The organism is Mesorhizobium sp. B2-3-14 (assembly GCF_006442175.1).
Taxonomy (GTDB): domain Bacteria; phylum Pseudomonadota; class Alphaproteobacteria; order Rhizobiales; family Rhizobiaceae; genus Mesorhizobium; species Mesorhizobium australicum.
The window spans coordinates 924,086-936,828 of record NZ_VFVP01000001.1; the positions used below are offsets into that span (position 1 = coordinate 924,086).

The following is a 12,743-nucleotide window of genomic DNA, read 5'->3' on the forward strand; positions in this document are numbered from 1 at the left end:
GTCTTGCGTTCAATGTCCGAACGCGCCTGACGGCACGATGCGGTCGCGGCGCAGCCAGCGGGCCAGAAGCAGCGCTGCCACCACGGCCAGCCCCGAAGACAGGCCGATCCAGATGCCGACGCCGTGGAACCCGAAATGGAAGGCGAGCACCACGCCGAGCGGCAGGCCGACACCCCAATAGCCGATCGCGGCGTAGATCATCGGGACCTTGGTGTCGTGCAGGCCGCGCAGCATGCCGGCAGCCACCGCCTGCGCGCCGTCGAAGACCTGGAACAGGGCGGCGAAAACCAGGAACGAAACGGCTAGCGCGATCACCCTGTCATTGGCGGGATTGCCAAGGTCGATGAAGGCGCTGATCAGGAGATGCGGCCAAAGCACCATCACCAGCCCCATCAGCGCCATGAAAGAAACGCCGATGACGAAGGCGGTCCAGCCGGCACGCGACACACCTTCGGGATTGCCGGCGCCATGGGCAAGCCCGACCCGCACCGTCACCGCCTGGTTGAGGCCGAGCGGCACCATGAAGGAAATCGAGGCGATCTGGATGGCGATGGCGTGCGCGGCCAGCGAATCCGCGTCGATCAGGCCCATCAGCAGGGCGGCGGCATTGAAGATCGTCACCTCGAAGGCGAGGATGCCGGCGATCGGCAGGCCGAGCCGCAGCAGGCCCTTGAAGCGCGGCCAGTCGGATCGCCAGAAGCGGCCGAACAGGTGATAGCGCCGAAATTTTTTCTCCCGCATCACCACGACAGCCATGCCGGCGAACATCAGCGTTGAGGACAGCGAGGTCGCAAGGCCCGAGCCGGCGATGCCCATGGCCGGAACACCGAGATTGCCGAACATGAACACCCAGTTGGCGAACACGTTGAAGGCCACGGCGACGAAGACGATGACCAACGCCCAGCCCGGCCGCTCCAGCGCCGAGATGAACGAGCGCAGCACGATGTAGCCGTAGAAGGGCAGCACCGCCCACTCCAGCCAGCGCAGGTAAATGCCGGCCTGGCGCGCCAGCGCCGGCTCTTGGCCCATGGCCAGCAGGATGGCCTCGCCGTGCCACAGCACGAGCCAGATCGGGACCGAGATCAGGATCGCCAGCCACAGGCCCTGGCGCACGGTGCGGCGCAGGTCACGTACGGAATAGCGGCGGCGGCCAAGCTCGGTCGCGATCATCGGCGAGGTCGCCAGCATCAGGCCGAGGCCGAAGATCAGCGGCATGAAATACAGGTTGGCGCCGAGCGCGCCGCTGGCCAGCGTGTCGGCGCCGAGGCGGCCCATCATCATGACGTCGGTGGCGGTCATCGCCGTCTGGCCGAGATTGGTCAGCACCATCGGCCAGGCCAGCGCCAGCGTCGCCCTGATTTCCTGACGCCAAAGATTTTCCGGCGCGCGAGCGCCGGCTTCGATCGCGGACATTGTCCTGCTCTTTCAAGGTTGCGGCGCGTCGGCAAAGAGCCGGAAGCCGCATTGCAAACGGCAAAACCTTCGGTTTCGCGCGTTTGCGCCGTCTCTTGAACGAAATGCGACATGAAGGCAAGGGAGGGGCGCGAGAACAGATTGAGCCAGCGCCATTGCCGGGAGGCGTCGCCTCGTTCCCTTGCCGGCCCGGGCTGCTCCGGATTAAAACGTCGGCGGCGGGCGAATATGGGAGGCAGGATGGCGTTCAGACGCAGAAAGAACACGGCGGCGATCCCGCGCACGGCGCCTTCCTTCGAGCATATCGTCACCGAGGCGAGCGACAGTTTCCTGTGGCGGCTGGACGACTATCCCTGGGAGCGCAATGTCTGGAACTTCCACCCGGAATACGAGATCCACCTGCTGCGAAAATCCTCCGGCGTGGTCCTGGTCGGCGATCATATTGGCGAGTTCGGGCCGGGCTACCTCACCATCGTCGGTGGCGGCCTGCCGCATGACTGGGTCACCGCGGTGCAGCCAGGCGAGTTGATCGAGGGTCGCGACATCGTGCTGCAATTCGATGCCGAGCGGCTGCGAGGATCGGCTGACATGCTGCCGGAATTGCGCGAACTGGAGCCGTTCCTGGAACGGTCGCTGCGCGGCATGGTCTTCCACGGCGGGACCGCGCTTGAAGGCGCCGCGCTGATGGAGCGGATGGGTACGGTGCATGGGCTGGCCCGGTTCTGCCTGTTCCTCGAACTGGTCGACCTGCTGGCCCGGACCGATGAGTATGAGCTGTTGTCATCACCGAACTTCCAGCCGGTTCTCGACGCCGCCTCGCTCGACATCATCCAGCGCACGCTGACCTATCTGTTCCAGCATTTCGCCGAGGATCTGAAGCTGCCTGACGTGGCCGAGCTGGCCGGCATGAGCGAAAGCACCTTCTCGCGGTTCTTCCAGAAGAACACCGGCAATTCCTTCAGCGACCATCTTGCCAAGCTCAGGCTGTGGCAGGCGTGCAAGCTGCTGGCTGATACCGATGTGCCGATCACCGACATCTGTTTCCAGGTCGGCTACATGAACATCTCCAACTTCAACCGCGCGTTCCTGCGCAAGCACAAGATGACGCCGTCATCCTATCGCAAGCTGTCGCGGCAGCGTCTGGCGATGCGCGCATAAGCGCATCCTGAATCACCCTTTTGGACCAGATCGATACTCGTGTGACGCGTCCCCTATGTGGGTGCCGTTTTTTGCGCTGCACAATGCATAAAAGTACAGGTCGGCTGCAACGGGGCTTCTAGCTTGGCCCATCGCAACTGCGCATTTTGGCGACGGGTGGCATGTCGTCCGGGCGATGGTGAGGATCGCGCAACCCGATGACCTGCGTTTCCTGCGACGTATTCCTGGAGGAGAAAAAGATCATGAAACCAGTTCGGCTCGCTGCCAGCCTTGGCGCAGCTCTCGTGCTTTCCGCTACCGTTTCAACCCTAGCCCTGGCGCAGGCGCCGGTCTGCTCGGCACCGGTCAAGGTGCTGGCGCAGCCACGCGACGGCCTGACGCTTCTGGAGGACTCAAAGGCCGAGTTCGAGAAGCTCTCCGGCGCGAGCTTCAAGATCGATTATCTCAACGAGAACGATCGCCGCGCCAAGTCGCGCGCGGACGCGTCCACAGTCGGCAACTACAACGTCTACTATGTCGATGAAGCAAATGTGGCGCTTTTCGCCTCGTCGAAGTGGATCGTGCCGCTGACCGATTTTTATCCGGCCGACTACGACTATGCCGACTTCGACCCGGGCCGCCAGAAGGTCGCCACCTATGACGGCAAGGTCTGGTTCGCGCCGCTGACCGGCGGCGGCGACCTGATGGTCTACCGCAAGGACGTGCTGGAGGCCGCCGGCATCCAGCCGCCCAAGACGCTGGACGAGCTGATCGCCGACGTGCCGAAGCTGACCAATGCCGACAAGGGCATGTATGGCATCGCGTTGCGCGGCGCACGCGGCTCGGGCGCCAATGTCTGGCGCTGGATGCCGTTCTTCAAGGCCTATGGCGGCAAGTGGTTCGACGGCGACAAGCCGGCCTTCAATTCCGAGGCCGCGGTCAAGGCGACCGAGACCTATTTGAAGCTGTTCAAGGATTCGGCACCCGGCACGCAGACCGGCAGCTGGGACGAATCGACCGGCGCCTTCCTGTCGGGCCAGGTCGCGATCCTCGTCGAATCGACGCCGCTTTCGGGCATGGCGGTCGATCCGAAAACCTCGCAAGTGGTCGGCAAGATCGGCTTCCTGCCGCCGCCCTCGCCACTTCCCGGCGGCGGTTACGGCCATGGCCTCGCCATCGCGGCGAAGGCCAATGCCGACGACGCTTCGAAGAAATGCGCCGGCCTGTTCATCGCCTGGGCAACGTCGAAGGAAAACGAGAAGCGCCGGCTCGACGCCCACCAGTTCGGTGAGCTGAACCGCACCAGCATCCTGGCCAGCAAGGAGTTCGCCGACATCTACGGCGCCGATCTCGGCCAGGCGCTTGCCGAAACAGGCAAGGTGACGGCGGTGAACTTCTGGCAGGATCCACGCTGGCCGGATCTCGGCGACCGCTGGGGCATCATCCTCGAGGAATTGATCGCCGGCACGCGCACCGACGTCAAGGGCAGCCTCAACGAGCTCGAGGCCTATGCCAATGAGCTGGTGAAGAAGTAGGTCCCTCCCTCTTGCGGCGCGCGGTTCGCGGCAGTCTCGGGACCGCCGGAACCTGTGCGTCGCAGGAGGGCCTGCCCGTCATGTCCAGATATCAGAGACACAGCAAGGCCTGAGACCAATGCCTCGACGTTCATCCCTGCCGGTCACCTTTGTCGTGCCGACGCTGGTCATTCTGCTGATCCTGTCGATGGTGCCGACGCTCTATGCGATCATCATCGCCCTGCAGAACCGCGAGCTGAGCTCGACGGCCTATTCCTGGGTCTGGTTCTCGAACTTCTTGGATCTATTCTCCGACCGCCGCTTCCTCAACGCCGTCTGGGTGTCGGTGAAATGGGAGATCGTCACCGTCGTGGCGACCATGGCCGTGGCCATTGGGCTGGGCGTCTTGATGTTCGAGGTCGCTTCGCCGCGCCTGCGCAATCTCTATTGCCTGCTGTTCATCATCCCGGTGCTGCTGCCGCGCGTCTCGGCCGCCTTCGTCTGGAAGTTCGCCTATCATCCACTCTACGGCATCGCCACCTACCCCTACCGGCTCATTACCGGCGGGCTGATCTTCGATCCGCTGTCCAAGCCCGCGACGGCCCTCTTCGCGGTGGCTTCGGTCGACGTATGGCAATGGGGCCTGTTCTTCGCCGTCATCGTGCTCAAGCTGCTGGAGACGTTGCCGCCGCAGCCGATCGAGGCGGCCCGGCTCGATCACGCCCGGCGCTGGCAGATCCACGCCTACGTCACCTTGCCGATGCTGAAGGCGCCGCTGATCAGCCTGATGTTCGTCAAGATGATCGAGTCGCTGCGCTCCTTCGACCTGATCTATGTGATGACCCGCGGCGGCCCCGGCGTGGCAACCGAAACGCTCGACATGTACGCCTTCTCGCAAGGCTTCATCGAGTCCGGCAAGGTCTCCTACGCCTCGGCGATGGCCGTGCTGATGATGATCGCCACCGTCATCACCTTCACGATGCTGTGGAAGCGGGTGCAGGCATGAGGCCCGGCCGCGTCATCGCCAAAGCCGTCCTGGCCTTCGCCGGCTTCCTCGCCGTATTCCCGCTGCTGTGGACGGCGCTCAATTCGCTGAAGAACAGCGTCGACATCATCACCCGCGTTCCCCGCCTCGTGTTCACGCCGACGCTTGCCAATATCAGCTACATCCTTGGCCGCGACAGCGTCATCACCGGCCTCTACAATTCGGTCGTCGCCTGCGGCACGGCCGTGCTGATCGGCGTCGTGCTTGGCCTGCCCGCGGCCTACGCGGTGGCGCGCTATCCCAACCGCTGGGCCGGCGATATCCAGTTCTTCGTGCTGTCGCTGCGTTTCCTGCCGCCGGTGGCGGTGGCGATCCCGCTGATGGTGATCTGGCTGCAGCTCGGCCTCTACGACACTTTGCCGGCTTTGATCGTCACCTATTCCCTGCTCACCATCTCGGTGATTATGTGGCTGGCCATTCCAGCCTTCCAGGCCGTGCCGAAGGAAATCGAGGAAGCCGCCTTCGTTGACGGGTACGGCGCTTACGCGGTGTTCTGGCGGATCGCGCTGCCCGTGGCTGCCCGTTCGCTGATCGGCGCGATTGCCTTCAGCTTCGTGCTGGTCTGGAACGAGTTCCTGATCGCGCTGATGCTGTCGAGTTCCAATGCCAAGACCTTGCCGATCGTCGCCTCCGAACTCTCCCAGCAAGGCATGAACGTGCCGTGGGGGATTTTGAACGCCTCGGTCGTGCTCCTGTCGCTGCCGCCGCTGCTTTTCCTCGGCGTGCTCAGCGGTTTCCTGAATTCCATTTTCCGGCAAAAAAAGACTTGAAGTGAGGACGACCCGATGCGGGCTTTGGTACTTGAGAAAAAAGGCGAACTGTCGCTGCGCGAGATCGCGTTGCCGCTCGATGTCGGACCCGACGACGTCAGGATCGCCATCCACACGGTCGGCGTCTGCGGCAGCGACGTGCACTATTACACCCATGGCGCCATCGGCAGCTATGTCGTGCGGGCGCCGATGGTGCTCGGCCACGAGGCCGCCGGCACAATCGTCGAGGTCGGCGCTAATGTCAGGAGTTTGAAAGTCGGCGACCGCGTCTGCATGGAGCCCGGCGTGCCGAACCTGTCGTCGCGCGCGACAAAACTCGGCATCTACAATGTCGACCCGGACGTCACTTTCTGGGCGACGCCGCCGGTGCACGGCATTCTTGCTCCCTTTGCCGTGCACCCGGCGGCTTTCACCTACAGGCTGCCCGACAATGTCTCCTTCGCCGAGGGCGCCATGGTCGAGCCCTTCGCCATCGGCATGCAGGCGGCAAGCCGTGCCCGCATCATTCCGGGCGATGTCGCCGTCGTCGTCGGCTGCGGCCCGATCGGCATCATGATCGCGCTTGCCGCCCTTGCCGGCGGCTGTTCGAAAGTGCTGATTTCCGACTTTTCCGCGCCCAAGCTGACGATCGCAGCGCAATATGCCGGCATCGTGCCGGTCAATATCGGCGAGCAGTCGCTTGTCGACGCCGTCGCGGCGGCGACCGACAATTGGGGCGCCGACATCGTCTTCGAGGCGAGCGGGAGCCCCAAGGCCTTCGCCGACCTGTTCGATGTCGTGCGGCCAGGTGGCGCGGTGGTGCTGGTCGGGCTGCCGGTGGAGCCGGTGGCCCTCAACGTACCGGCGGCGATCTCGAAGGAAGTGCGCATCGAGACGGTGTTCCGCTATGCCAACATTTTCGACCGCGCCCTGCAGCTCATCGCCTCCGGCAAGGTCGACCTCAAGCCGCTGATCACCGGCACCTATGATTTCGCCGACAGCATCAAGGCGTTCGAACGAGCCGCCGAAGGCAACCCGCAGGACGTCAAGCTGCAGATCCTGCTTACAGGCGAAAAGGGCTGACCATGTCCGCGATTGTCTGCTCCCATGTCGACAAGGCCTATGGCGCCACCACGGTCATCCGCGATCTCAACCTCAGCATCGAAGAGCACGAATTCGTCGTCTTCCTAGGCCCGTCCGGCTGCGGCAAGTCGACCTTGCTCAGGATGCTGGCGGGTCTGGAGGACATCAGCGGCGGCGAGGTCTCGATCGGCGGCAAGGTGGTCAACGACCTCGATCCGGGGGATCGCGGCATCGCCATGGTGTTCCAGAACTACGCGCTCTATCCGCACATGACGATCTTCGACAACATCGCCTTCGGGCTGCGGCGCCAGAAGGTGCCGGCGGCCGAGATCCGCAAGCGGGTCGAAGCGGTGTCGGGGACGCTGGGGCTCGACCCTTATCTCGGCCGCAAGCCAGCCGAACTTTCCGGCGGCCAGCAGCAGCGCGTGGCGATCGCCCGGGCCATGATCAAGACGCCCAAGGTGTTCCTGTTCGACGAGCCGTTGTCCAATCTCGACGCCAAATTGCGCAACCATATGCGCGTCGAGATCGCGCGGCTGCACCAGTCGCTGAAGACCACCACCGTCTATGTCACCCACGACCAGCTGGAGGCGATGACGCTTGCCGACCGCATCGTGCTGCTCAAGGACGGCGTCATCGAGCAGATCGGCTCGCCGGCGGAAATCTACCGGCAGCCGGGCAATATTTTCGTGGCCGGCTTCATCGGCACGCCGAACATGAATTTCATCGAGGTGACGGTTGGCCGGGCGGGGAACGGCTTGACGCTGACCGGCGCCGGAACGGTGCTTTCGATAGACGGGAAGGGCTTTCATCTCCAGCCGGGCGATCGCGCCGTGCTGGGCATCCGCCCGCCGGACCTGAAGACGGCCGGCGCCGGCGCCTCCGGCATATTGCAAGGCACTGCCGATCTCATCGAATTCCATGGCAATGACGCGCTGGTGACCTTCGGCTCCGGCGGCAAGGAGATCAGCGCACTGGTTCCGGCACGCGAATGCCCGGTGCTGCATGCGCCCGTCCGCTATACGTTCGAGGAGGAAGCGATCCACCTGTTCGACGCGACATCGGGCGCGTCCCTGCGCAAGCAGTAGAGCGCTGAGACCTACCGGATGGCGTCGAGCACCTGCCGCTGCCGGTGCATTTCCAGGAAAATGCGGTAGTCGCGATCGAAGCGGGCGCCGGCCGCCGGGTTGGCGGCGCGTGTCTTGCCACCCTGCTGCATGGCAAGGCAGGCGGCGTTGAGGTCGGGGAACAGCCCGGCGGCGGTCGCCGCCACCATGCCGGTGCCGAGCAGCACCGCCTCGTCGGCCAGCGGCTCGACCACCGTGCAGCCGGTGGCGTCGGCATAGAGCTCCATCAGAAGCGGGTTCTTGGTGTGGCCGCCGGTGACGTGCAGCGTGTCGATCAGGTAGCCGTTCTCATTCAGCGCCTCCAGCACATGGCGCACGCCGAGCGCGATGCCGACGGCGGTGCGCCAGTAGAGCTTGCACAGGCTGTCGAACGACGAATCCAGCGTCAAACCGCTGACGACGCCGACGGCGTGTGGGTCGGCCAGCGGCGAGCGGTTGCCGTGGAAATCCGGCAGCACATGCAGCCGCGCGGCAAGGTTCTCGCCCTCGGCGGCGCGCAGTTCGGCGACGCGCCCGGCAATCCTGGCATGCATGGCCGCGTTCGGCTCGCCGCCGGCGCCGTGCCAGCGGATGATGTGGTCGAGCAGCGCGCCGGTCGCCGACTGGCCGCCTTCCGATAGCCACAGCTTCGGCAGCGCGGCGCCGTAGTAAGGGCCCCAGACGCCGGCGAAAGGCTGCGGGTCGGGCGACATCGCCATGACGCAGGAGGATGTGCCGGCGATCAGCGCCAGATGGCGGCCGATATTCTGGTCGTCGCCGGCAAAGCCGCCGAGCACGCCAAGCGCCCCGGCATAGGCATCGATGACGCCTGCGCCGACGCGGCAGTTTTCGGTCAGGCCGAGTTCCGCCGCTGCCTGCGCCGTCAACGGACCGATATCGGCGCCGACCGGGCTTGCCTTTTCGGGCAGATTGCCATGGTCAAAAAGATCGTCGAGGCCGACGAGTTCGAAGAAATCGCGCTGCCATGCGCTGTCCTGGTGCGCCAGATAGGTCCACTTCGCTGTCAGCGTGCATTGCGAGCGGGCCAGCGAGCCCGTTGCCTGCCAGGTCAGGAAATCGGCCAGGTCGAACAGATAGCCAGCTTCATTCCATGTCTTTGGTAGATTTCGCTTCAGCCACATCAGCTTCGGCGTCGCCATCTCGGGCGACATGACGCCGCCTATATAATTCAGCACCTCGTGGCCGCTCGCCGTGCATTCGTCGGCTTCGGCGATGGCGCGGTGATCGAGCCAGACAATGGTGTCCCAGCGCTTGTCGCTGGTGGTCGACACACTGAGCTGGCCGCCTTGCCTGTCCCGCACGACCAGAGAACAGGTGGCATCGAAGGAGATGCCGGCAATATCCCCGGCGGCGACGCCGGCCTTTTCCCGCGCGGCACGCACGGCGGTGCAGACGGCGGACCAGATATCGCGCGAATCATGCTCGGCATGATCCGGCTTCGGCTGGTTCATGGCGATCGGCCGCTCGGCGCGGCCGAGCAAGGTGCCACTGGCGTCGAGAATGCCCGCGCGAGCGCTCCCGGTGCCGACATCGACCGCGCAGACAAACTGTTTCGTCAAGATGCTCTAACTCTCGCTCCCAGGCCTGCAATCAGATCGGGCAATTGCAGCATGTCAGCGAATATAAAGTCCGGTTCGGTCGACGCAAGCCGCGCTTTCAATCCCGGATTGCCGGCGTGCGCGCCGCCGGTAAAGGCAAGGACGCGCATGCCTGCCGCGCGTGCGGCGGCGACACCGGCCGGGCTGTCCTCGATGACGAGACATCTGCGCGGATGGGCTCGCATGGTGGCGGCGGCGTGGAGGAAAAGGTCGGGCGCCGGCTTTCCCTTGGCAACCATGGCCGCGCTGAACAGATGCGGCTCCATCAGCGTCAGCAGACCGGTGATGTCGAGCGCGTAACGAATGCGTTCCAGCGTGCCGGAAGAGGCGACGCAGTACGGCAGGCCGAGCTTCGGCAGCATCTCCTTGACGCCGGGGATCGGCATCAGCTCCTCGCGGAACTTTCGCATGAGGTCGACGCGCATGGCGGTGAGATGCTGGTCGGTGATCTCCAGGCCGAAGTCGCGGCTGAGGATCTCGCGCACGCTTTTCATGCTCTTGCCGAGGAAATGCTCGTAGGCAGCGTCCTCGCCAAGACTGCCGCCGGCAAGTTCGATCATGCCGAGCAGCGCCGAGACGGAGAGCGCCTCGCTATCGACCAGCACGCCGTCGCAGTCGAAGATGACCAGTTCAGGCGTCATGATGCCGGCTGGCTCTCAGAGCTTGCCGGCGAGGTAGCGCGTCAGCGTGGCGCGCGTGCCATTGGCCCAGAGCACGTTAAGTGCGTGGGCGAAGGCCTCGACGAAGGCGGCGGCGCGGCCGACGTCGCCATAGATATCGTCCATCGCAAGCCACGCAGCGGGCGCGTCCTTTGCCGCCTTTGCCGTTGCCTTCAGCCGGTCCCAGCTCGGGTCGTTGGGCTCGATGACGGCGCCGCTGTCCGTCGTGCCGAAGCAGTAGCGGCACCAAAGGGCCGATTCCAGCGCCAGTCCGGCAACGCCTTTGCCGGCCTTCAGCCGGTCGGCGATGGTCGGGATGATGAATTTCGGCTGGCGATTGGACCCGTCGAGGCAGAGCCGGCGCACCGTGTCGCCGATCTTGGGATTGGAGAAGCGCTTCTCGATGAGCTGGTAATAGTCTTCCAGCACCGTGTCCGGCACCGGCGGCACCGTCGGGATGATCTCGTCGTGCTCGAGCTTGTCGAGGAACCCGCGCACCAGCGGCTCCTGCATCGCCTCATGGACGAAGTGGATGTCCATCAGCCCAGCCGGATAGGCTATCGTGGCATGGCCACCATTGAGGATGCGGATCTTCATCAGCTCATAAGGGGCGACGTCCTTGACGAACTGCACGCCGACCTTTTCCAACGGCGGGCGGCCATCGGTGAAATGGTCTTCCAGCACCCATTGCCGGAACGGCTCGCAGAACACCGGCCAGTTGTCCTCGAGGCCAAAATCGTCGGCGAGGATCTTGCGCTCGCGGTCGCTGGTGGCCGGCGTGATGCGGTCGACCATGGCGTTCGGGAAGGCGACCGTCTCGCTGACCCAGCTCGCCAGATCCTCGTCGATCAGGCGGGCAAGGCCGATAACACCATCCGACGTGACATGGCCGTTGTGGGGAATGTTGTCGCAGGACATCACGGTGAACGGCACGATACCATCCTGGCGGCGTCGCACCAGCCCGGCCAGGATAATGCCGAACACGGTTTTCGGTGTGGCGCCCGGCTGCGCGTCGGCGACGATGTCGGGATGGGTCGGGTTGAAGACGCCGGAGGCCGGGTCGATGAAATAGCCGCCTTCGGTGATGGTCAGCGAAACGATCCTGATCGCCGGATCGGCCAGCCGATCGATGATGGCGGCGGCATCTCCCGGCATCAGGAAATCGATCATCGCGCCGGTGACGCGGGCGCTCATATGGCCCTCGTCCTGCTCGACCACTGTGGTCAGCCAATCCTGCTCTTCAAGCTTGCCGCGGCCGATCTTCTCGCCGTCGAACACGCCGGCGCCGACCAGCGCCCAATCATGACCGATGCCCTGACCGAACAGGTCGTCGAGATAGACGGCCTGGTGCGAGCGGTGAAAATTGCCGACACCGAAATGCACGATGCCGGCTTTCAGCGCCGAGCGGTCATAGTTCGGACCTGCGACCTTGGGCGGAAGCCTGACGAGGCTCGAGGAAGAAAGTTTCACGGTCATCTGCTTTACCCTTTGGCCGATTTGCAGCCCGACTGTTTCGCCTCCTTCGGGAGGGCGAGGATGAGGGGCCGCACCTGGTCTTCCAGCATGCGGCCCCTCACCCGCCCCCGCGGCGCCTTCTCCGGAGGAAAGAAGGAGGCGCCGTCCCCCTCAAATCGTTCTTTTCAACTCATCCATTGGCCGCCATCGACATTGTAGGTCTGGGCGACGATGTATTCGGCCTCGTCACTGGCGAGGAACACGGCCATGCCGGCGAGGTCTTCCGGCTTGCCCATGCGGCCGTAAGGCACGCCTTCGCCGACCAGCCGCTTTTTTTCGCCCTTCGGCCGGTTCTCGTATTTGGCGAACAGGGCATCGACCTCGTCCCACATGTCGCTGTCGACGACGCCGGGCGCGATGCCGTTGACGTTGATGCGGTGCCTGATCAGATCGAGACCGGCCGACTGGGTCAGCGAGATAACCGCGGCCTTGGTGGCGCAATAGACCGCGACCAGCGGCTCGCCGCGACGCCCGGCCTGGCTTGCCATGTTGATGATCCTGCCACCCTTGCCCCGCGCGATCATCGACCGGGCGGCTGCCTGCAGCATGAACAGCGTGCCCGCGACATTGACGGAGAAAAGCTTTTCATAGCTCGCCCGAGATATCTCCACGATCGGGGCCAGGTCGAACAAAGCGGCGTTGTTGATCAGGATGTCGAGACCGCCCGCCTTGTCCTCCACCGCCTTCACCGCCGCATCGATGGATGCCTGGTCGGTGACGTCGAGTTTCACGGCATAGGCGTTGTCGCCGATCGCGGCGGCCGTCTTCTGCGCGGCTTCAAGGTTGATATCGGCGATCGCGACAGTGGCGCCCTCGCGCACATAGGCTTCGGCGAAAGCCCTGCCGATGCCTCGCGCCGATCCCGTGACCAGCGCCGATTTGCCTTGCAGCCTCACTGTCCCA

Annotated in this window: 11 protein-coding genes; 6 read left to right on the forward strand and 5 right to left on the reverse strand. The window is 64.4% G+C overall.

The features are described from left to right. Positions 1 to 9: 9 nt before the first annotated feature. Positions 10 to 1,413, reverse strand: coding sequence for an MATE family efflux transporter (locus tag FJ950_RS04300; RefSeq protein ID WP_140615288.1), 1,404 nt, complete (start codon positions 1,411 to 1,413; stop codon positions 10 to 12). Positions 1,414 to 1,653: 240 nt separating this feature from the next. On the opposite strand from FJ950_RS04300, the gene FJ950_RS04305 reads away from it, so the two are divergent. The 6 genes from FJ950_RS04305 to ugpC all read left to right on the forward strand — a co-directional run bounded on the left by FJ950_RS04305 (position 1,654) and on the right by ugpC (position 8,029). After that, positions 1,654 to 2,571 (forward strand): AraC family transcriptional regulator, encoded by a 918-nt coding sequence (locus FJ950_RS04305; protein ID WP_015314478.1) that lies wholly within the window; start codon positions 1,654 to 1,656, stop codon positions 2,569 to 2,571. Positions 2,572 to 2,813: 242 nt separating this feature from the next. Continuing rightward, positions 2,814 to 4,085 (forward strand): extracellular solute-binding protein, encoded by a 1,272-nt coding sequence (locus FJ950_RS04310; RefSeq protein ID WP_140615290.1) that lies wholly within the window; start codon positions 2,814 to 2,816, stop codon positions 4,083 to 4,085. A gap of 118 nt (positions 4,086 to 4,203) precedes the next feature. Further along, entirely contained in the window at positions 4,204 to 5,070 is an 867-nt protein-coding gene (locus FJ950_RS04315; protein WP_140615292.1) for a sugar ABC transporter permease, read from the forward strand. Continuing rightward, positions 5,067 to 5,879 carry a carbohydrate ABC transporter permease gene (locus FJ950_RS04320; RefSeq protein WP_140615294.1) on the forward strand — a complete coding sequence of 271 codons (813 nt, stop codon included), beginning with the start codon at positions 5,067 to 5,069 and terminating at the stop codon, positions 5,877 to 5,879. The genes FJ950_RS04315 and FJ950_RS04320 overlap by 4 nt, the downstream gene beginning before the upstream one ends. Before the next feature lie 15 nt (positions 5,880 to 5,894). Next, positions 5,895 to 6,941 (forward strand): NAD(P)-dependent alcohol dehydrogenase, encoded by a 1,047-nt coding sequence (locus FJ950_RS04325; RefSeq protein ID WP_140615296.1) that lies wholly within the window; start codon positions 5,895 to 5,897, stop codon positions 6,939 to 6,941. A 2-nt stretch (positions 6,942 to 6,943) separates the two neighbouring features. Then, the gene (gene ugpC / locus FJ950_RS04330) at positions 6,944 to 8,029 is read left to right on the forward strand and encodes a sn-glycerol-3-phosphate ABC transporter ATP-binding protein UgpC (RefSeq protein WP_140615298.1); all 1,086 of its coding nucleotides are present in this window, start codon (positions 6,944 to 6,946) and stop codon (positions 8,027 to 8,029) included. An 11-nt stretch (positions 8,030 to 8,040) separates the two neighbouring features. Here the strand turns inward: ugpC and FJ950_RS04335 are convergent, their stop codons facing one another. The 4 genes from FJ950_RS04335 to FJ950_RS04350 form a co-directional block, all read right to left on the reverse strand. After that, positions 8,041 to 9,627 (reverse strand): FGGY-family carbohydrate kinase, encoded by a 1,587-nt coding sequence (locus FJ950_RS04335; protein ID WP_140615300.1) that lies wholly within the window; start codon positions 9,625 to 9,627, stop codon positions 8,041 to 8,043. Beyond that, positions 9,624 to 10,307 (reverse strand): HAD-IA family hydrolase, encoded by a 684-nt coding sequence (locus FJ950_RS04340; RefSeq protein WP_140615302.1) that lies wholly within the window; start codon positions 10,305 to 10,307, stop codon positions 9,624 to 9,626. The genes FJ950_RS04335 and FJ950_RS04340 overlap by 4 nt, the downstream gene beginning before the upstream one ends. A gap of 15 nt (positions 10,308 to 10,322) precedes the next feature. Beyond that, positions 10,323 to 11,801: a mannitol dehydrogenase family protein gene (locus tag FJ950_RS04345; protein WP_140615304.1), complete on the reverse strand. Its 1,479-nt coding sequence runs from the start codon at positions 11,799 to 11,801 to the stop codon at positions 10,323 to 10,325. Between the two features lie 164 nt (positions 11,802 to 11,965). Beyond that, on the reverse strand, positions 11,966 to 12,736 hold the full coding sequence (locus FJ950_RS04350) for an L-iditol 2-dehydrogenase (protein ID WP_140615306.1): 771 nt from the start codon (positions 12,734 to 12,736) through the stop codon (positions 11,966 to 11,968). Between the last annotated feature and the right edge of the window lie 7 nt (positions 12,737 to 12,743).

Coding starts and splice junctions, on each gene's coding strand:
- FJ950_RS04300 (WP_140615288.1), bottom strand. CDS start 1,413: ATGTCCGCGATCGAAGCCGGCGCTCGCGCGCCGGAAAATCTTTGGCGT.
- FJ950_RS04305 (WP_015314478.1), top strand. CDS start 1,654: ATGGCGTTCAGACGCAGAAAGAACACGGCGGCGATCCCGCGCACGGCG.
- FJ950_RS04310 (WP_140615290.1), top strand. CDS start 2,814: ATGAAACCAGTTCGGCTCGCTGCCAGCCTTGGCGCAGCTCTCGTGCTT.
- FJ950_RS04315 (WP_140615292.1), top strand. CDS start 4,204: ATGCCTCGACGTTCATCCCTGCCGGTCACCTTTGTCGTGCCGACGCTG.
- FJ950_RS04320 (WP_140615294.1), top strand. CDS start 5,067: ATGAGGCCCGGCCGCGTCATCGCCAAAGCCGTCCTGGCCTTCGCCGGC.
- FJ950_RS04325 (WP_140615296.1), top strand. CDS start 5,895: ATGCGGGCTTTGGTACTTGAGAAAAAAGGCGAACTGTCGCTGCGCGAG.
- ugpC (WP_140615298.1), top strand. CDS start 6,944: ATGTCCGCGATTGTCTGCTCCCATGTCGACAAGGCCTATGGCGCCACC.
- FJ950_RS04340 (WP_140615302.1), bottom strand. CDS start 10,307: ATGACGCCTGAACTGGTCATCTTCGACTGCGACGGCGTGCTGGTCGAT.
- FJ950_RS04345 (WP_140615304.1), bottom strand. CDS start 11,801: ATGACCGTGAAACTTTCTTCCTCGAGCCTCGTCAGGCTTCCGCCCAAG.